This is a genomic window from Bacteroidota bacterium (genome assembly GCA_016720935.1).
Taxonomy (GTDB): Bacteria; Bacteroidota; Bacteroidia; order AKYH767-A; family 2013-40CM-41-45; genus JADKJP01.
Map to the genome: position 1 here is coordinate 1,022,691 of JADKJP010000006.1, position 19,368 is coordinate 1,042,058.

The 19,368-nt window shown below is 41.2% G+C and carries 17 protein-coding genes and 2 pseudogenes; all 19 read left to right on the top strand.

The window, feature by feature from the left end; genetic code table 11:
• The first annotated feature begins 197 nt into the window (after positions 1 to 197).
• The 19 genes and pseudogenes from IPP86_12400 to wecB all read left to right on the top strand — a co-directional run bounded on the left by IPP86_12400 (position 198) and on the right by wecB (position 19,319).
• Entirely contained in the window at positions 198 to 500 is a 303-nt protein-coding gene (locus IPP86_12400; protein MBL0139307.1) for a hypothetical protein, read from the top strand.
• A gap of 14 nt (positions 501 to 514) precedes the next feature.
• Complete coding sequence (locus IPP86_12405) at positions 515 to 826, top strand: cell division protein ZapA (protein MBL0139308.1); 312 nt, start codon at positions 515 to 517, stop codon at positions 824 to 826.
• Between the two features lie 375 nt (positions 827 to 1,201).
• Positions 1,202 to 2,774, top strand: a pseudogene (gene rny / locus IPP86_12410) (ribonuclease Y).
• A 74-nt stretch (positions 2,775 to 2,848) separates the two neighbouring features.
• Complete coding sequence (locus IPP86_12415; protein MBL0139309.1) at positions 2,849 to 3,700, top strand: ABC transporter permease; 852 nt, start codon at positions 2,849 to 2,851, stop codon at positions 3,698 to 3,700.
• Positions 3,701 to 3,706: 6 nt separating this feature from the next.
• Entirely contained in the window at positions 3,707 to 5,017 is a 1,311-nt protein-coding gene (locus tag IPP86_12420) for an ABC transporter ATP-binding protein (GenBank protein MBL0139310.1), read from the top strand.
• Positions 5,007 to 6,026 carry a UDP-N-acetylglucosamine 4,6-dehydratase (inverting) gene (pseB, locus tag IPP86_12425; GenBank protein ID MBL0139311.1) on the top strand — a complete coding sequence of 340 codons (1,020 nt, stop codon included), beginning with the start codon at positions 5,007 to 5,009 and terminating at the stop codon, positions 6,024 to 6,026. Before IPP86_12420 ends, pseB begins: the two co-directional genes overlap by 11 nt.
• Positions 6,023 to 7,219: a UDP-4-amino-4,6-dideoxy-N-acetyl-beta-L-altrosamine transaminase gene (gene pseC, locus IPP86_12430; GenBank protein ID MBL0139312.1), complete on the top strand. Its 1,197-nt coding sequence runs from the start codon at positions 6,023 to 6,025 to the stop codon at positions 7,217 to 7,219. The genes pseB and pseC overlap by 4 nt, the downstream gene beginning before the upstream one ends.
• A 159-nt stretch (positions 7,220 to 7,378) precedes the next feature.
• Positions 7,379 to 8,074: a glycosyltransferase family protein gene (locus IPP86_12435; GenBank protein ID MBL0139313.1), complete on the top strand. Its 696-nt coding sequence runs from the start codon at positions 7,379 to 7,381 to the stop codon at positions 8,072 to 8,074.
• Between the two features lies 1 nt (position 8,075).
• On the top strand, positions 8,076 to 9,575 hold the full coding sequence (gene pseG / locus IPP86_12440) for a UDP-2,4-diacetamido-2,4,6-trideoxy-beta-L-altropyranose hydrolase (GenBank protein MBL0139314.1): 1,500 nt from the start codon (positions 8,076 to 8,078) through the stop codon (positions 9,573 to 9,575).
• Positions 9,572 to 10,612 carry a pseudaminic acid synthase gene (pseI, locus tag IPP86_12445; protein ID MBL0139315.1) on the top strand — a complete coding sequence of 347 codons (1,041 nt, stop codon included), beginning with the start codon at positions 9,572 to 9,574 and terminating at the stop codon, positions 10,610 to 10,612. The genes pseG and pseI overlap by 4 nt, the downstream gene beginning before the upstream one ends.
• 21 nt (positions 10,613 to 10,633) lie before the next feature.
• A complete protein-coding gene (locus IPP86_12450) occupies positions 10,634 to 12,124 on the top strand; it encodes a hypothetical protein (protein MBL0139316.1) in 1,491 nt (496 codons plus the stop codon).
• Positions 12,118 to 13,086, top strand: a complete 969-nt coding sequence (locus tag IPP86_12455; GenBank protein MBL0139317.1) for a glycosyltransferase family 2 protein — start codon at positions 12,118 to 12,120, stop codon at positions 13,084 to 13,086. Before IPP86_12450 ends, IPP86_12455 begins: the two co-directional genes overlap by 7 nt.
• A gap of 20 nt (positions 13,087 to 13,106) precedes the next feature.
• Positions 13,107 to 13,535, top strand: a complete 429-nt coding sequence (locus tag IPP86_12460) for a hypothetical protein (protein ID MBL0139318.1) — start codon at positions 13,107 to 13,109, stop codon at positions 13,533 to 13,535.
• Between the two features lie 6 nt (positions 13,536 to 13,541).
• Positions 13,542 to 14,648 carry a DegT/DnrJ/EryC1/StrS family aminotransferase gene (locus IPP86_12465; protein MBL0139319.1) on the top strand — a complete coding sequence of 369 codons (1,107 nt, stop codon included), beginning with the start codon at positions 13,542 to 13,544 and terminating at the stop codon, positions 14,646 to 14,648.
• A 30-nt stretch (positions 14,649 to 14,678) separates the two neighbouring features.
• Positions 14,679 to 15,875, top strand: a complete 1,197-nt coding sequence (locus IPP86_12470; protein MBL0139320.1) for a glycosyltransferase family 4 protein — start codon at positions 14,679 to 14,681, stop codon at positions 15,873 to 15,875.
• A 137-nt stretch (positions 15,876 to 16,012) separates the two neighbouring features.
• The gene (locus IPP86_12475; protein ID MBL0139321.1) at positions 16,013 to 16,651 is read left to right on the top strand and encodes a glycosyltransferase; all 639 of its coding nucleotides are present in this window, start codon (positions 16,013 to 16,015) and stop codon (positions 16,649 to 16,651) included.
• 494 nt (positions 16,652 to 17,145) lie between these two features.
• Positions 17,146 to 17,385, top strand: a complete 240-nt coding sequence (locus tag IPP86_12480) for a hypothetical protein (protein MBL0139322.1) — start codon at positions 17,146 to 17,148, stop codon at positions 17,383 to 17,385.
• On the top strand, positions 17,373 to 18,251 hold the full coding sequence (locus tag IPP86_12485) for a glycosyltransferase (protein ID MBL0139323.1): 879 nt from the start codon (positions 17,373 to 17,375) through the stop codon (positions 18,249 to 18,251). Before IPP86_12480 ends, IPP86_12485 begins: the two co-directional genes overlap by 13 nt.
• Positions 18,244 to 19,319, top strand: a pseudogene (gene wecB, locus IPP86_12490) (UDP-N-acetylglucosamine 2-epimerase (non-hydrolyzing)). Before IPP86_12485 ends, wecB begins: the two are co-directional and overlap by 8 nt.
• Positions 19,320 to 19,368 lie beyond the last annotated feature (49 nt).

Consider the following 19,368-nt stretch of genomic DNA (forward strand, 5'->3'; position numbering starts at 1 on the left):
TTTTGCCCTACGTATCTGGTTGCCCCATTCAAAATTCATAATTCTCAATTCATAACTGACATCTTCCTCTATTTCACTTTTCATCCCCTAATACATCCCCCTGATATTGTGAACACTGCCTGTTAATAATTTATGTGATTATTCAGATATTTTTCGGTTATTTGTGCCTTATATTACTCACAATAAAAGCGAACCTCATGCAGGAGCAAGCCGAACTCAAAACTAATTTTACGACCCTCGAAAACAGGATTCAAAAAATGATACTTTTGCATGAGCAGCTCAAAAATCAAAATTTGGAGTTGTTGGCAGACAATCGCAGGCTATTGTTGGAACTGGAAGACCAAAAAGCCAAAGCCGGTCGTTTGGAAGAAGGGTACAGAAATCTCAAAGAAGTAGAAAGTACTTCTACAAAACAGAACATTGCCCAGATTAAACGTAGAATTAACGATATCATCGGAGAAATAGATAAAAATATTTCCCTGATGGATGTACATAAATAAGTGAATCACCCTTTATGGGAGAATATCTATCCATAAAAGTTTCTATTGCCAACCGCACTTACCCTCTGCGCATAACCCGGGAAGAGCATGACCGTGTTATGAGTGCAGCTGAGAATATCAATAAACGCATCAAGGATTTCGAGGAAAATTATGCCGTCAAGGATAAACAGGATCTCCTCGCCATGTGCGCACTGCAGTTTGCAAGTGAATCTTTGGGTCAGCATAAACAGGAAAATAAGGACGAACAAAAAGAAGTCCAGGAAAATATTCAATACCTGACCCTGCTGATCGACGAGTATCTCGCCAAAGAAGATCATTCCCAGTAAAGGCTAACGTTCTTTGAAGAAAAATTTGAAACTCCCGATTCTTTAAAAAGAATCCGGGTTTCACACTATTTCGGGATATCCCGCATTAGTTCCGGTTCACTTAAATAAACTCAACATTTCAACCATTGGAGCATTAACGCTCAATGGCACCTATGGCAGGCTGCAACCCACGTAAGTGGGATTCCTTTGGAACAGCAGAAACCAGAAAAGCCAGGCAGCTCCACCCATGACTTCAGGGGTTTATCTAAGTCCTGGAATTAGTGCGGGTTTTTTATTGTCTGTTAGTGAAAAGGGGCTTACAGGCATTCAAATCTTACCCTTGATTATTCAACGTACTCCGGGCTGCCGGAGAACAAAACAAATTATCATTTCAATATGGATAGTAATACATTAATAATTCTGGTCATCGAAGGACTTGTTGCGGCGGTGGTTGGTTTTCTTATTTCGAGGTATGTCCTCAATAAGACAATGAAAACCAAAGAGCAGCTGGCCGAACAGAAAGCAAAATCAATAGTAAAGGACGCGGAAGCGGATGCAGAGGTAATCAAGAAGAACAAAATTCTGGAGGCAAAAGAGAAATTTCTTCAGCTGAAATCAGAACATGAAAAGTCGATTGTTGAGAAAGACAAACACATCAATGCCGCGGAAGCAAGAATCAAACAAAAGGAAACAACGCTTGCTCAAAAATTAGAACAGTCTACCCGAAAACAACAGGAATACGAGACTTTACAAGCCAACCTCAAAGAATCAGTTGCAGATTCTGGAAGGGAAACAAGAGGAAGTCGCAAAATTGCATCAGCGCCAGGTTGAACAGCTGGAGAAAATCAGCGGACTAAGTGTTGATCAGGCCAAGTCCCAATTGGTCGAAGCTTTGAAAGCTGAGGCGAAAACGGAAGCGATGTCTTATATCAAAGACATCATGGAAGAAGCAAAACTTACTGCCAATAAGGAGTCAAAACGCATTGTCATCCAGACTATCCAGCGTGTCGCTACTGAGCATGCGGTAGAAAACGCGGTGACTGTTTTCAATATCGAAAATGACGAAGTAAAAGGACGGATTATCGGACGTGAAGGAAGAAATATCCGTGCCCTTGAAGCCGCTACCGGCGTTGAAATCATCGTAGATGATACCCCTGAAACAATTATCCTCTCCGGCTTTGATCCGGTTCGTCGTGAAATGGCGCGTCTCGCTTTGCACCAGTTGGTGAGCGATGGACGTATTCACCCTGCACGTATCGAAGAAGTTGTGGCCAAAGTAAAACGTCAGCTTGAAGACGAAATCGTGGAAGTGGGTAAACGCACTACCATCGATCTCGGTATCCACGGTCTGGCTCCTGAACTCATCCGTATGGTAGGTCGTATGAAATACCGTTCTTCCTACGGACAAAACCTATTACAACACAGTCGTGAAGTTGCTAACCTTTGCGCGATCATGGCTGCTGAGCTTGGCTTAAATGTCAAGCTTGCCAAACGTGCCGGCTTGCTCCACGATATTGGTAAAGTTCCTGAAGACGAACCTGAATTGCCACACGCAATCCTCGGTATGAAACTGGCCGAGAAATTCAAAGAAAATCCCGAAGTCTGCAACGCGATTGGTGCCCACCACGATGAAATCGAAATGAACAGTATGATTTCTCCTATTGTTCAGGTGTGTGACGCCATTTCCGGTGCCCGTCCGGGTGCCCGTCGTGAAGTAGTGGAATCCTATATCAAACGTCTGAAAGACATGGAAGCTCTCGCTTTGTCATATCCCGGCGTTGAGAAAACCTTCGCGATCCAGGCTGGTCGTGAATTGCGTGTAATTGTTCAGAGCGAAAAGATCACCGACAAACAAGCGGAGGTACTTTCATTTGATATCGCCAATAAAATTCAGACTGAAATGACGTATCCCGGACAGGTGAAAGTGACCGTAATCAGGGAAACAAGAGCGGTGAATTACGCAAAGTAAAATCCTGGAGGAATCAGCCCGAAGGCTTCTTTCAGAGGACTCCTCTTTGAATTATTCTATAGAAAACAACACTCATGGCTTCACGGGAATTTGACGTCATCATTGAACCAGGCCGCCGGAAAACATTTTATTGGAAGGACCTTTGGCGATTCAAAGGTCTTTTCTATTACCTGGCCTGGAGGGATATTCTTGTTCGTTACAAGCAAACCGCCATTGGTGTGCTCTGGAGTGTACTGCGTCCTTTCTTGACAATTGTCGTTTTCACTCTTGTTTTCAATAAGCTTGGTAACTTCCCTTCCGAAACGGGAGTACCTTATGCGATAATGGTATGTGTAGGTATGTTGCCCTGGCAATTTTTTTCAAGCGCTTTCAGTGAGTCAGCAAATTCATTGATAGCTAATTCAAACCTTTTGACAAAAGTTTACTTTCCCCGACTAATTGTACCTGCAAGTACGGTCATTGTCTGCCTCATCGATTTTCTCATCTCCTTTGTCATTCTCATTGGACTTTATGCCTTTTACAGTTATGTGCCAGACTGGCGAATTTTGTTATTCCCTTTCTTTCTCCTTCTTGCGACAATCACAGCAATGGGTTTTGGTTTGTTTATTGCTGCACTCAATGTGAAATACAGGGACTTTCGCTATGTTATTCCTTTTATCGTTCAATTCGGATTGTACATTTCTCCTGTTGGATTCAGCAGCAACATAGTATATTCAAATGAACACATTCCGCAAATCCTGAAATACCTCTATGCTTTGAATCCAATGGTTGGGGTGATTGATGGTTTTCGATGGTCCATGTTGGGTGGCAGTATAAGTCTCCATGTCCCGGAATTTCTTTCTTCCATCGCCGTTAGTGTCTTGTTCCTTTTTGTAGGGATTTGGTACTTCAGGAAGATGGAAAGAACATTTGCTGACGTAATCTGATGCCCTATGAGCGAGACGATAATCAAGGTCGAAGACATCAGTAAAAGTTATATTCTCCGTCACCAGCGGGCGGAATCCTATACTGCACTCCGTGATGTGATTGCACGTAAAGTAAAAAGTGTATTTACAACTCCTTTACCTTCTGCTTTTCAGACACGAGAAGAATTCTGGGCCTTGAGGGATATTTCTTTTAACGTTAATCAGGGAGATCGTGTTGGAATCATAGGACGAAACGGCGCAGGGAAATCCACACTTTTAAAAATTCTTAGCAGGATTGTAGAACCGACAAAGGGAAGGATTTCTATGAATGGCCGCGTTGCCAGTCTGCTTGAAGTTGGAACAGGATTTCATCCTGAATTGACAGGCCGTGAAAATATTTTCCTTAATGGATCCATTCTTGGAATGGGCAAGCAGGAGATCCGGAAAAAATTTGACGAGATCGTTGATTTTGCAGGTGTCGAAAAGTTCCTTGACACTCCTGTTAAGAGGTACTCCTCCGGAATGTATGTCCGCCTGGCTTTTGCAGTTGCCGCGCATCTTGAACCAGAAATTCTCGTCGTGGACGAAGTGCTTGCTGTCGGGGATGCTGAATTCCAGAAAAAATGTTTAGGAAAAATGAACCAGGTTAGCAAAGCTGAGGGACGAACGGTTTTGTTTGTCAGTCACAACATGGGAGCCATCAACGCGCTTTGCAACAGTGCGATCCTTCTCGATAAAGGCCAGATCAAAGCTACCGGAAAAACGGAAACCATTACCGGTATGTATTTCGGTGGTGGTGTCGCAGATGCCGGTGAATTTATCATCGGCAAAAGCGGAAACCATGAGCAGGTGATTATTGACAAAGTAACTTTAAGATCCTCCACCGGGCAAGCTCAGAATAATTTTGGTTTTGGAGAAAACCTTTGTGTGGAGATGGAATTGGATGCATTGCATGAAGTAGAGAAGCCCTATGTGTGGATAGCAATCAAAAACAGTCGCGGGCCTGTTACTGCAGCGTCAGGAATGATTGACGGATTCCGGAGCAGTAAATTTGCCATAGGAAAGAATAAAGTGCGTTGTTCATTTCTGAATATCCCGCTTTTGCCGGGTGAGTATTCTCTTTATGCCGGAATTCGTGCAGGTGATGGAGTAACACTCCTGACAGAAACCAAGGATATAGGGTCTTTCAATGTGGTTTCTGTCTTGTCTGAACTTGGATTGAATCCTACATTAGCAGATACCCTGGCCGGCGATACGGTTTCTCCGGTGATCCCATATGAATGGGAGTTCAACGATGGAAAAAAATACCAGTTCAACATAAAAAACTATGTTAAATAATAAATCCATTCTGATCACCGGTGGTACCGGTTCTTTCGGAAAAGCATTTGTGAAATCTGTTCTTCAGAAATATCCGGACGTCAAACGACTGGTCATATTTTCACGCGATGAACAAAAGCAGTTCCAGATGGAAATGGAATACCCACACCAGAAATACCCACAGGTCCGTTTTTTCATAGGCGACGTTCGGGATGAGGACCGCATTCGGATGGCGTTGAAGGGGATTGACACAGTAGTTCATGCCGCTGCAATGAAACATATTCACATTGCAGAATACAATCCTATGGAATGTATCAAAACCAATATTATCGGTGCTGAAAACCTAATCAAAGCATGTCTTGATTCAGATGTGGAAAATGTAGTTGCTCTGTCTACAGATAAAGCAGCAGCTCCTATCAATTTGTACGGGGCCACTAAACTTGCTTCTGATAAATTATTTATTGCTGCCAACAATATCAAAGGCACAAAAAAAATTAAGTTTTCCGTTGTTCGCTATGGAAACGTGATGGGTTCGAACGGATCTGTTATTCCATTCTTTCTTAAGAAGCGCAATGAAAAAGTTTTGCCCATTACGGACCCGTCGATGACGCGATTTAATATTCTCCTGGACGAGGCGGTGGACATGGTTTTTTATGCCCTTGACAATGCATGGGGTGGTGAGTTGTTTGTTCCTAAAATTCCTTCTTTCAAAATTACGGACCTTGCCGAGGCTATTGGTCCGGATTGTAAACAAAACATCGTGGGAATTCGCCCAGGAGAAAAATTGCACGAAGAGATGATTACCTCTTCCGATTCTTTTTCTACCTATGATATGGGTAAATATTACGTGATTTTACCGCAGAGCCCGAACTGGAATATGCGTGATTACCTCACCCATTTTAAATCCGAAAAAGTTCCGGCTGGTTTTAATTATACATCCGGAAATAATGATTCCTGGTTGTCCGTTGAAGATTTAAGAAAACTCATCCATTTGCATGTGGATACATCCTTTGAACCCATACAAAAATGAATCCAATACCTTACGGCAAACAAACCATTACAGAAGATGACATCAAAGCAGTCGTTGAAACCCTTAAGTCTGATTTTTTAACTCAAGGGCCGCACATCGCTGAATTTGAGAATGCCTTCGCCACCTATATTGGATCGAAGTATGCAGTTGCTGTTGCAAATGGAACAGCGGCACTTCACCTTTCAGCTATGGCTTTGAATGTGAAGCCGGGTCAAAAAGTTATTACTTCTCCAATCACTTTTGTAGCTTCTGCAAACTGTATCCGGTACTGCGGAGGAGAAGTAGTATTTGCTGATATTGATCCTTCAACCTACTTGATTGACATCATATCCATTGAACGGTTACTTCGTGCTTCTCCTAAAGGAACTTATGCAGGAATTATACCTGTTGATTTTTCGGGCCGACCTGTGGATCTTGAAAAACTGAAGTCCCTCGCAAATGAGTTTAATCTTTGGATCCTTGAAGATGCGTGTCATGCTCCAGGTGGATTTTTCATTGACAGCAAAGGAGAGAAACAGTTTTGCGGGAATGGCAAATTCGCAGAGCTTGCAATTTTCTCTTTTCATCCGGTGAAACATATTGCTTGCGGAGAAGGAGGGATGATTACCACTAACGATCAGGCACTGTATGAAAAACTGATGGTCCTCCGTACACACGGTATCACCCGCAATACAAAGTTCTTTAAGAATGATCCTCAATGGGCTTCCGGAAACACGAATGAATCGGTGAGTAATTTCCCTGCCTGGTATATGGAGATGCAGGAGCTTGGATTTAATTATCGTCTGACTGATTTCCAGGCTGCATTGGGAACTTCACAGCTAAGGAGAGCCGAACAAGGTCTTGCCAGTAGAAAAGAAATCGCAAAAAAATATGAAGCAGCATTCAACGGAAAAGCCTGGGTACTGGGCCAAAGCGGAATGGTTGAAGGTCATGCTTATCATTTATACATCCTGGAGACGGAGAACCGTTTGGAATTGTACAACTTCCTGAAAAGTAAAAATATTTTCCCCCAAATTCATTATATCCCGGCCCATTTGATGCCTTACTACAAGATGCTTGGATACAAAGAAGGTGACTTAATTTTTGCTGAACAATATTATTCGCGCTGCCTGAGTTTGCCAATGTACCCCGGACTTACTGATGAACAACAAAATTATGTAATTGAAAACATACTCGCTTTTTCAAAAAGATGAGATTTTTTCACAGCTGATTTTGGAAAAAAACAGATGTAGAACGATTGAGTTACCGAACAAAAGAAATGAAAGTTAAATACATGACTTTCATACTTAACTAAATAAACCACGGAATTGTCGGACAGTAAAGAAGCTATCGGAATCATTACACAGGCAAGGATGACAAGCACCCGTCTTCCCGGGAAAGTTTTTAAGGAAATTCTGGGTAAGCCTCTCCTTGGCTATCATCTTGACCGACTTAGAAAGACAGGATTCAGGGTCATCGTTGCGACAACCACCAATACGACGGATGATTGTATTTGTGAATATGCAGAGAAAAATAGTATTCCGTATTTCCGTGGCAGCGAATCTAACGTTCTTAGTCGTTATTACGATGCTGCTTCAAAGTTTCACGTGAATCCGGTGGTTCGTGTGACTTCCGATTGCCCACTCATAGACCCTCAGCTCATCATGTCATCATTAAAACAGTACATGCAAATGAACGATCCGGATTTATACATTAGCAATGGCATCGAACGGACATTTGCTCGTGGATTCGATTTCGAAATTTTTTCCTTTAAAGCTTTGGAGGAAGCTTATAACAATGCCAGGGAGGAGTCGGATTTGGAACATGTCACTCCCTTTATCTGGAAAAACAAATCCGGGAAAACTAAGTTTTTTCACATCCGTCAAATTGAAGACCATAGTCAGTTGAGGATTACCGTGGATACTCCGGAAGATTTTACTTTGATCAGGCACCTGATAGAAAATTATCATGCTACAAATCTTTCCTTTGCAGAGATTGAATCTATTCTGCTTGCTCATCCTGAACTTGTGAAGATAAATGCATCCATTGAACAAAAAAAAGTAAACTGATTTGAAACCCAGGATTATCCTTCGGGCAGATGGTGGAGCAGTCCAGGGAATGGGACATGTAGTGCGATGCCTTGCCCTAGCTGAAATACTCAGTGAAACTTATGAAGTTTCATTTGCTATTCAGGAGTCTGAGGAAAGTACACTCTTTGAAATCCGGAAGGTGGTGAAGGAGGTTTGGATTCTTCCAAAAGTACAAGATTATAAAATAGATGCACTGAATTTTTTACCGCATTTAAACAGAAGTGATATAGTGGTTTTAGATGGTTATCATTTCACAACAGATTACGAAAAATCAATTCGTTCGATCAAATGTAAATTAGTGCTGATTGATGACTTGCATTCCTGGCATCATGTTGCAGATGTAGTTTTTAATTCTGCTGATTCAGTCAAACAATCTGATTTTTCTTCAGAACCTTATACTCGCTTTTTCCTTGGACTACAATATGTCCTTCTACGCAAACCATTTATTGCAAATACTACCGTAGTAAGAAGGAGATCTGAAATTTCACGAGTTTTTTTGAATATGGGCGCATCAGACAGCGAAAATCTCACAATGAAATTTACAAATGCCTTGTCTAACATTAAAGGTATTCGGGAAATCCATCTTATGCTGGGTGCAGTGAATGTACATACACCTCTCGTTCAAAAGCTCGCAGGCGAAATCACCAATGTGAAAATTCAGGTTCATCAAGATATTTCCGCAGAAAAAATAGTCAGTATTTTGCGGCAGTGTGAACTTGCCATATGTCCGGCAAGCACGATTTCCATGGAATGCTGCGCGGTCGGAATTCCTATGATTTCCGGCTATACTATTGAGAACCAGAAAGGCGTTCTTGACGGATTGACGCGACACAAGGTTCTTATCAATCTGGGAGATCTCCGTCAGATCGATATGGAAATATTCCGGACGAAGCTTATGGACTTAATACAGACTCCTGGATTGCTTGAGGAGATGGTTGCAAACCAAAAGAATTTGATTGATGGTAATTCACCAAAACGTATTCTTAATGTTTTTAATCAATTAGCGGCTTCTTCACTGACCTTCCGCTTTGCTGAAATTTCAGATGTTGATCTTTATTTTAAGTGGACCAACGATCCGGTAGTTCGTGAAAATTCCTTCCACCAGGAACCTGTGAGTTATCAGGAACATGTACTTTGGTTTGGAAAGAAACTTAAATCACCGGATTGTTTCATGTATCTTTTTTTTAAAGAAAATATTCCTGCAGGACAAGTTCGGATTGAACATTCGGACGGTGAAAATGTCATTGGAATTTCTATCGATCAAAATTTCCGTGGACTGGGTTTGGGTGCAGAGATGATCCGGACAGCATGTGCTGATTTTGTGAAGAAGCATCCTGGCGAATTCATCACGGCTTATATAAAAGATAGCAATAAATCTTCTTATGCAATTTTTAAGAAGGCGGGATTTGGAAATGAAACCCGTGTTATTGAAAAAGGAATTTACTGTTACAAACTGATTACTCAAAACTTCAGGCCATGAAGGATATTCAAATAGGGCATCGTCTTGTAGGAGCCAAACACATACCATTCATCATTGCTGAAATGAGTGGAAATCACAACCAGAGCCTGGACCGTGCGCTCGAAATTGTGGATGCTGCAGCTAATGCCGGTGCTCATGCTTTAAAATTGCAGACTTATACAGCGGACACCATCACTATGAAGGGTGTTTTTTCCATTCAGGATAAAAATTCCCTTTGGAACGGCAAAGAACTTCATGATTTGTACAGCCTTGCATACACACCCTGGGAATGGCATACAGCAATTTTTGCAAGGGCACGTGAGAAAGGAATGTTGGCATTTAGTTCTCCCTTTGATGAAACAGCTGTAGATTTTCTTGAAAGTCTGAACGTACCAGCCTATAAAATCGCATCCTTTGAAAATACACACCATCCTTTGCTCCGAAAAGTAGCAAAAACAGGCAAGCCAATCATCATGTCAACGGGGGTATCTACTTTATCTGACATTGATGAAAGTGTGCGGATCTTACGGGATGCCGGTTGCCACGACCTGATTCTACTCAAATGCACAAGCACTTATCCGGCGACACCTGAAAATTCAAATATCAATACTATTCCTCACATGTCTCAGCTATTCGGTTGCCCTGTTGGTCTTTCTGATCATACTATGGGAATAGGGACATCAGTAGCAGCTGTCGCACTGGGAGCAATGGTAATTGAAAAGCATTTTACCCTTAAAAGATCGGATGGAGGTGTTGACAGCGCATTCTCTCTCGAACCTGCGGAATTAAGTTCACTTGTTGTGGAGACAAAGCGGGCTTTCGAGTCTCTTGGAAAGATAAATTATGGGATACTTGCCGCCGAGGAAAAGGGAAAACAATTCAAACGATCAATCTATATTTCAAAGGATATGAATGCAGGTGAAGAATTCACAGAAGAGAATCTGCGTATTATTCGTCCTGGATTCGGATTGGAGCCTAAATATTTCGAGATGATCCTCGGAAAGAAAATTCGTAAAACCGTTGTTCAGGGAACTCCGCTGACCTGGGATCTTCTCTGATCTGTTTACATTATAGAAATCATGGTAGTTTTTTTATATAGCACTCATACCCTTTGGCCGCATCATGCAGAAACAGAACTGGAGTTACTTCAGGATCATTTGGCGAAAGGGGATACAGTCTACCGCTTTGTTTGTAACGGGGAACTACCGGTTTGTGATACCAATGTTCCTCATCGAATGCACCCTTGTTTGCGTTGTGTAGACAAGCAGAAGATCGGACAAAAACTTCTTTTTGGGAGTGAAAAAGTCATTACAAAATCAATTTATACTTCTGAGTTTGTAAAAAAGGCCAAGCAGATTGAATTTAATTACACTGATTTGGCTGCTTTCAAATTGGTGAAGATTGAGAATTTTGATATTGGATATGCGGTTAGTTCTTCCATCATTTCAGAACTGAGGGATCCCGAACCTCAGATATCGAATAATCTCGACATGTTTCAAAATTATTTTTACTCTTCCCTTGCTATTTATTATGCCACACAAGAGAGTATACGTAGTCTGAAGCCCGATCTGATTTATGCCTTCAATGGAAGAGTGGCTCATGCAAAACCGGTTTTGCGTGCGGCACAGCAGGCTGGTGTTGAATGCAGGATTCATGAAAGAGGATGTGATATCTTCCATTATGGAATTACAGTCAACACAACACCGCATGATATAGCTAATTTTACGATTCAGCTTGAACGAAAATGGAATGAAGCGGATGTGAATGAACGAGAAAAGATTGGTGCCACCTTTTATGAAGAAAGATTGCGCGGAAAGGAACAGGCTTGGGTTTCATTTGTGAAGGACCAGCAACAGAATTTGCTCCCGACGGACTGGAATCCCAACAAACAAAACATTGCCATTTTCAATACTTCGGAAGACGAATATGAATCGATAGGCCCCGAGTGGAAAAATGAATTGTACGAAAACCAGGCAATAGGCATAGAAAAAATTCTTATTGATTTTGAAAGTATTGACTCCTTTCACTTTTACCTGAGAATTCATCCCAACCTGAAAGGTCTCAACAATCGCCAGATTAGGGATGCATATGCTCTGAAAAAGTATTCCAATCTAACTATCATTGATAGTGATAGTCCGGTGAGTACCTACACATTGATGATGCAGTGTAATAAAACGATTACGTTTGGAAGTTCTACAGGTATTGAAGCTGTTTATTGGGGGAAAGTATCTATTTTATTGGGGAAAAGTTTTTACTGCAATCTCGAAGCAGCCTACATTCCTTCTTCACATTCGGAAACTCTGGCTCTCATCAAGGCGGATCTGAAGCCAAAACCAAGGACCGATGCATTGAAATATGGCTATTACCTGAAAACCTTCGGATATAAATATTTATATTACAAACCTACAGGTTTCCTCAGTGGTACATTTAAAGATGTGGATATGGACACTGTGTCAAGTTTAAAAACCAGAATCTTTACGAAATTGCACCACATTTCATTATTGGATAAAATTTATCAATGGACCCGTCGTAGTGGAAATTTTGTTCAAAAGGCATTTATGAAATGGTAATCTCCGTCATCATACCTACTTACAACAGGAGCAGGTTCATTGAACTGACACTCGAGAGTTTTGTGCACCAGGATTTTAATGTTGGGAATTTTGAGATAATTGTCTCGGACAATAACTCAACCGACAATACAAAAGAAGTTGTAACAAGGTTCATTGAAAATAATAAGACCCATTCGATACGGTACTTTTCAGAGAAAAGGCAGGGAGTTCATTTTGCGAGAAATTCAGCAGCCAAAATCGCAACCGGTGATTTCCTGTATTTCACTGATGATGATATGATCGCGGACCCTGCCTTACTAACAGAATTGCTGGGTGTATTTAAGCTTGATAAAAAAATCGCCAGTGCTACAGGTCTCGTGCTTCCGAAATGGGAATCTGAACCCCCTTCCTGGATTCCGGATCTTTGCAACAACGCTTTGCTTAGTCTCAATAATCCAGATTACGATCTGATCGTTTCTGAAAAAGACTGCAACGTTTTCAGCTGTCACCAGATGATCCGCCGCGAAGTCTTTTTCCAGACAGGAGGGTTTAATCCTGAAAATACAAAAGGTGTCTGGATTGGAGATGGAGAAACAGGTCTGAATATCAAGATCCGGGAGAAAGGTTATAAATTTGCTTTCACCAGGAAATCGGTGATCCGACATATCATTCCGGCTTCCCGCATGACTCAATCCTATCTGAACAAACGGCTTACAAACCAGGGAAACTGCGATACATACACCTATTATCGTGCTGTTCAGCCCTCTGCTATACAAATGGGAAGACGGATGTTTGCTTCATTACTGAAAATAGCATATGCATTCTTGAAATGTTCGATCAATTTCATCCTTCAGAAAAACTCCTGGCGGTTGAATATGGCCGGATGCTATTATCATGTGGCAGGAATTAAATATCTTGCAAAGTTGATTTCTGACTCCAACTGGCGTGCTTTGGTATTGAAAAACAACTGGATCAATGAATGAACACTTAAATATTAATTCCAATGGTTGAACGTATTCTGGAGAAGGAAACTTTAATTGCAGTCATCATTCGGACAGATTATAACAATCCGGGTATTGCATTCTTCACACCCGATAATTTTTCCCAGCAACTGGGATATATGAATCGACCCAAAGGGTATATTATTGAACCGCATCGACATAATCTTGTTGCACGTGAAGTAGTGCAAACACAGGAAGTGTTATTTGTGAAATCCGGTAAAGTTCGTGTTGATTTTTACAGCGATACCCAACAATACCTCGAAAGCCGTATCCTTGTGAAAGGTGACGTGATTCTCCTTGCTGGAGGTGGACATGGTTTTGAAATGCTGGAATCAAGTGAAATGATAGAAGTAAAACAGGGGCCTTATATCGGTGAAAAGGATAAAGTACGGTTCGAACCCACTACAATTTCAAATGTGGTTATAAAATAATTCAGAATGATCCCTGTAAATACTCCATTGCTCAATGGCAATGAAGAGAAATATCTCGTAGAATGTGTTCGTACCGGCTGGATTTCATCTGAGGGACCATTCATTAAAACCTTTGAGGACAAATTTGCAGCATATGTTCAGCGTACCCATGGCATTGCCGTGGCGAACGGATCAGCAGCTCTTGATATTGCCGTCCAGGCCCTGAGTCTTGAAGCGGGATCGGAAGTTATTCTTCCTGCCTTCACAATAATATCGCCCGCTCAATCAGTAGTCCGGGCCGGATTAAAACCTGTCCTTGTTGATTCAGATCCTCAAACCTGGAATATGGACGTAAGCCGGATAGAGGAGAAAATAACAGCTAAAACAAAAGCTATAATCGTTGTTCATATATACGGACTTCCCGTTGATATGGATCCCGTGCTTGAGCTTTGCAAGAAATACAATCTAAAATTGATAGAAGACGCCGCTGAAATGCATGGACAAACTTACAGAGGAAAATCCTGTGGATCGTTTGGAACCATCAGCATTTTCAGTTTCTATCCGAATAAACACATTACGACCGGAGAAGGAGGAATGCTGGTTTGTGATGACTCTGAATTGTCGGAACGCTGTCGCAAACTTCGCAATCTTGCTTTTGAACCGAAAGGAAGACGATTTGTGCATCATGAATTGGGCTGGAATTACAGAATGACAAATATGCAGGCTGCACTCGGTCTTGCACAATTGGAAAAAATTGAAGAACACATCGGAAAAAAAAGACATGTCGGGTTTGCTTACCAACGTGGATTTCATAATCTGAAAGGATTTCAATTACCGCTTGATAAAACAGATTATGCTGAAAATATTTTTTGGGTGTATGGACTCGTCGCAGATACCCGTGAAAAATGTGAACAGACTGTCGCCGAACTCACCTCAGCAGGAATCGGCACCCGGCCTTTTTTCTGGTGTATGCACGAACAACCTGTATTCCTGAACATGGGACTTTTTCTAAATGAAAAATATCCTGTTGCGGAAAGACTCGCAAGGAATGGTTTTTATCTACCTAGTGGATTGGGTCTGTCCGAAAAAGATGTGCAGACAGTGATCCAAACAATGCATGAAATTAACCACTAACGAATAAATCGAATCCAACATCATGCCTGAATGAAAATTGCAGTCTGGATATTGTCTGATTACAAACAACAGATCGGTGGTGGATTTGCTTTATATGATAAATTCATTCAACTCATTGATTCCTGGAATTTTTCTAATGGACTGGATGTCTGTTTTGTTGGATACAATTCACCTTCGTATTATTCTTTCCGTAAAAAATATATTCAATTACAATTTTCCGGATTGGGTTTTTTAGACAAATCGCTGGCCCGAATCTCCCACAAGGTTAGTTTTCTGAATCAACATCAGCAATCGATACTTCGGTCCAATGCTGTGGACATGGTTTATTATCCCATTCAAGGCTTTCGTAAAATACCAAATTTCCCATTTGTTGTTTCCAACTGGGATATTGGCCATAAAGCTTCTTATGCTTTTCCGGAATTGGGCATGAATTATTCCTTCGATTACCGTGATAAATGGTATACCAAAGGAATCTTTAAAGCCCTTGCTGTTTTTGCAGAGTCACAAACAGGTAAGGAAGAGCTGATGTATTTCACACGACTGAATCCCGATCGTATTAAAATTGTTCCCTTGTTTCCGGGAGGTGTAGTGGATGTAAAGGCAGAGGAGGAAGTGCAATTGGCAAAATTGAAAGAACTCAGACTAAATTCTCAACGTTATTTCTTTTACCCTGCCCAATTTTGGGCGCATAAAAATCACTACAATTTACTTCAGGCTTTTGCCATTTTTGCAAAAGAAAATAAGGATATTCAACTTGTACTTACCGGATCTGACAAAGGCAACAAAACTTATATCAAAGAAGTTGTAAAAACAATTGGACTGAATGAACGTGTTGTATTTCCCGGATTTATCGATAACGAAGCCATGCTTGCTGTTTACCGACACGCCAGCGGACTGGTGATGCCTTCGTTTCTCGGACCTACCAATATGCCTCAACTGGAAGCCCGGATGTTGGGCTGTCCTGTTCTTTGTTCAGATCTTCCGGGACACAAGGAAATGTTGGGTGAAGGTGCATTGTATTTTGATCCGGCTGATCCAATGGAGATTAGTAGAATGTTAAAGAAGGTTCTTGAACCATCGGAACGTGCTTCCTTACTTTCAAAAGCTGCAATCTCGCTTTCAACAACATCTTTTACGGCCGAAAATGCACTCCGTCAACTGGATCACCATTTCCAAAGTCTGATTCCTATTCGTATGAGTTGGGGAAATAGCGACAAGATATTTTAATCAGGGCGCGAATAAATTATGGACTTCTCAATCATAGTTCCTTCTTTCAATCAGGAAAAATTCATCGGAAGTACGCTGGAGAATGTTTCCCAATTAAAAAACTTGCAGCGAAAAAAAATATTTCCATTGAAATTTTATTGATTGACTGTGAGTCCAACACTGCTGTTCAGGAGCAAATTTCAAAATACCGGACGGATCTCGATTATGTTGATATCCGCAAAGATAAAGGTCAGTACGATGCAATCAACAAAGGACTGGAAGTATGTAAAGGAACATATTGGACTTGGCTAAATACGGATGATCATATTGATCCTGATGGTTTTTTTAAGCTGGCTGAGAGGCTGAAATCCGATTCGACAATTGATTACATCTATGGCGGAATCCACTACATGGACACGAATGATAAGGTTCTGTCACTCGTCAAAGCAAAACAACTCACGTTAAAGGAACTCGTGAACAGAGTACCCGGAATTTACCAACCCGGTTCTTTTTTTAAAAAATCATTTACAGATAAAATAGGATTTCTAAAACCCTACAGATGTTGTTTTGATTACGAATACATTTTGCGCTGCCTTTCCTTCAATGGAAAATTTGTATGCTGCGAATTTCCTGTATCCCGCTTTCGATATTACAGTGATTCAAAAACAGGTTCTCTCATTCCCGTTTTTATCAGGGAACAACTTGAAATTAGTTCGGATTACGGACGTTCTTTTTTCAGTTTCCTGACTTGGTTTTCATACTTGCGTTTACTGAAGCACAAATTATTCCAACGTTGAGTATTCCCGGTCTGCAATGTGTCGGTAATTCTTCTCAGGTTTAATCGGGCAAAAATTTTAATTTCAGAAGAAATTGAAAATAATACCTCAATGCATAATGCTTCTTGGGTTTGACTATTATGCAAAACATGTTAATAAATTTGAAAAACCGCTACTGCAATCAACCGGCAAATTATCTTCATGAAAGATTCTTTTTGGCGGGTAATATTATTATATGCTCAAAGTCAGGAAAACCACCTTTTATTTCATATCCGAATTCAATCTTTCCCAATAAATAACTACTATTTTGATTCTGTATGTAATATCCTGACTTCACCCTCTAATAATATACCTGATTTCATCCGTCCTGATATGTACCATTGCGCCACGTTTAGCATACTTTTTCAATTTGGATCATCATTCTCTGCAAAACGCAAAGCATATTTCTTTTCTTTGCAGAAATTCTGGTCTTTCCTGATTCTGAAGGAAGCCAAAATTCGCTGACGAATTTCTCTATGAAACGAATCCTGCTTTTATCCGATATAAATTCCGCCCACACCCAGAAGTGGGCCGGTGCTGTCGCGAATGCCGGATTTGAAACAGGAATATTTTCTTTGTCGGCACCGGTTTCCGACTGGTACACGCAACTTGGTATCCAATTGCTTGCATCGGATGGATTTGGGAAGAAGCATTTTTATTCTCCTGATATCCTCAAGGCAATATATTTTTTTCCGCAGGGAAAGTGCGAAAGGTAATTCAGGATTTCAAACCGGATCTGGTCCATGCGCATTACCTGAGCAGCTACGGAACTCTTGGAAGAATTTCAGGATTTCATCCCTTGATTGTATCAGCTTGGGGAAGTGACCTTCTTGATTTTCCACAACGATCATTTTTACACAGAAACCTGATTCGGAGAAATCTGAAAGCAGCTGATGTGAGAATAGCTTCCAGTGCAATTCTCTCTCATGAAATTGAACACTCCTTTCATCTTAATTGTATGAAAATTCCATTTGGGATTGATACCAGTGTGTTTCATCCTATTCCTGATGAGAGAAAGCGATTTAGTGAAGAGATCGTCATTGGAACCATCAAATCACTTGAACCGATCTATGCTCCGGAAATTCTTATCAGGGCTTTTGCAGCTGCAGTGAAGGAATTCCCGGATAAAAAATTGAGATTGCTTTTGGTCGGAGAAGGTTCATTAGAGCCAAAATTGAGACAATTGGTAAATGAACTTGGTATCTCGAAACAAACTACCTTTGAAGGTAAAGTAAATTACAGCGAAGTGCAGCGACATCATAATCAGATGGATATTTTTGCTAATCTTTCACTCAGGGAGAGTTTTGGTGTTTCCGTTCTCGAAGCTTCCGCCTGTGGAAAGCCTGTGATTGTAAGCAATGCGGAAGGTTTGAAGGAGGTTTTTATTCCAGGAAAAACCGGAATCTCGGTTGGAATTGAAAATGTGGAAGAAACAGCAGCTGCAATTTCAACACTCATTCGTGATGCAAAACTGCGTGAGCAAATGGGAGAAGAGGGCAGAAAAATGGTGATGGAAAAATTTTCATGGGAAGAAAGTTGTAAGCAATTGGTTTCGGTATATAATTCATTTGGCAATTCATGAGACAAAAAAGATCATTACCATCGTTGGCGCGCGTCCGCAGTTTGTAAAAGCTGCTGTGCTGAGTCGTGAATTGGCAAAGCACAGTGGAGTGGAAGAGAAAATTTTACATACCGGTCAGCATTATGACCCGAATATGTCGGATGTTTTTTTCGAAGAAATGAGTATTCCAAAACCCGCATTCCAGCTATCGGTAACTGAAACAACCCATGGAGCCATGACTGCAGAAATGCTGAAAGGTATCGAAGCCGTTTTGCTGAAAGAGAAGCCGAACCTGGTGATCGTTTACGGAGATACGAACTCTACACTAGCCGGTGCTTTGGCAGCAAAAAAGATCCAGATTCCTATCGCCCATGTGGAAGCAGGTTTGCGAAGTTTCAATATGGAAATGCCGGAAGAAATCAACCGTATCCTTACCGATCGGATCTCTGATTATCTTTTTGTCCTACCAACACAGCGATGAAAAACCTCGAAATGGAAGGATTCGGATATTTCCCATCGAAGCGCATCAAATCCGGAGATGTGATGAAAGATGCGGTCGATTATTACTCTCTGCTTGCAGCTGACAAATCTTCCATCATGCGTGGATTGAAGCTGGATAGCTTTGTGCTCTGTACTCTGCATCGTGAACAAAATACCAATGATAAAAGCCGACTCGAAAGCATCATTTCCGCGCTCAATACTTTGAACAAGGATATTCCGGTTGTTATGCCATTGCATCCACGAACAAGAAAATTTCTGGATGAACATGGTATTCATCCCCAGGTCAGACTGATTGATCCGGTCAGTTATTTTGACATGCTCGAACTCTTACGTCATTGTCGTATGGTGTTTACAGACAGTGGCGGTTTACAGAAGGAAGCTTTCTTTTTTCAAAAGTTCTGTGTGACCTTACGTGAAGAAACTGAATGGACAGAATTGGTAGACCATGGATTCAATGTACTGGTCGGTTCCGACAAATCCGCAATCTTATCCGCATATTCTGATCTGATCAATGGAAAAAAGAATTTCAATATTGATTTGTACGGGGATGGACATGCTGCTGCCCGAATTGTTCAGACTTTGCTTTAATTTTTTTGAATAAACAAACGGGTACAGGACTATCTATGAATGCCGCTGG

Excerpts from the sequence above, each read along its gene's own strand:
- IPP86_12460 (MBL0139318.1), top strand. The coding sequence starts at position 13,107 with ATGGTTGAACGTATTCTGGAGAAGGAAACTTTAATTGCAGTCATCATT.
- pseC (MBL0139312.1), top strand. The coding sequence starts at position 6,023 with ATGAATCCAATACCTTACGGCAAACAAACCATTACAGAAGATGACATC.
- IPP86_12400 (MBL0139307.1), top strand. The coding sequence starts at position 198 with ATGCAGGAGCAAGCCGAACTCAAAACTAATTTTACGACCCTCGAAAAC.
- pseB (MBL0139311.1), top strand. The coding sequence starts at position 5,007 with ATGTTAAATAATAAATCCATTCTGATCACCGGTGGTACCGGTTCTTTC.
- IPP86_12480 (MBL0139322.1), top strand. The coding sequence starts at position 17,146 with ATGAAACGAATCCTGCTTTTATCCGATATAAATTCCGCCCACACCCAG.
- IPP86_12450 (MBL0139316.1), top strand. The coding sequence starts at position 10,634 with ATGGTAGTTTTTTTATATAGCACTCATACCCTTTGGCCGCATCATGCA.
- IPP86_12415 (MBL0139309.1), top strand. The coding sequence starts at position 2,849 with ATGGCTTCACGGGAATTTGACGTCATCATTGAACCAGGCCGCCGGAAA.
- IPP86_12405 (MBL0139308.1), top strand. The coding sequence starts at position 515 with ATGGGAGAATATCTATCCATAAAAGTTTCTATTGCCAACCGCACTTAC.
- IPP86_12420 (MBL0139310.1), top strand. The coding sequence starts at position 3,707 with ATGAGCGAGACGATAATCAAGGTCGAAGACATCAGTAAAAGTTATATT.
- IPP86_12465 (MBL0139319.1), top strand. The coding sequence starts at position 13,542 with ATGATCCCTGTAAATACTCCATTGCTCAATGGCAATGAAGAGAAATAT.
- IPP86_12435 (MBL0139313.1), top strand. The coding sequence starts at position 7,379 with ATGACAAGCACCCGTCTTCCCGGGAAAGTTTTTAAGGAAATTCTGGGT.
- pseI (MBL0139315.1), top strand. The coding sequence starts at position 9,572 with ATGAAGGATATTCAAATAGGGCATCGTCTTGTAGGAGCCAAACACATA.
- IPP86_12470 (MBL0139320.1), top strand. The coding sequence starts at position 14,679 with ATGAAAATTGCAGTCTGGATATTGTCTGATTACAAACAACAGATCGGT.
- IPP86_12455 (MBL0139317.1), top strand. The coding sequence starts at position 12,118 with ATGGTAATCTCCGTCATCATACCTACTTACAACAGGAGCAGGTTCATT.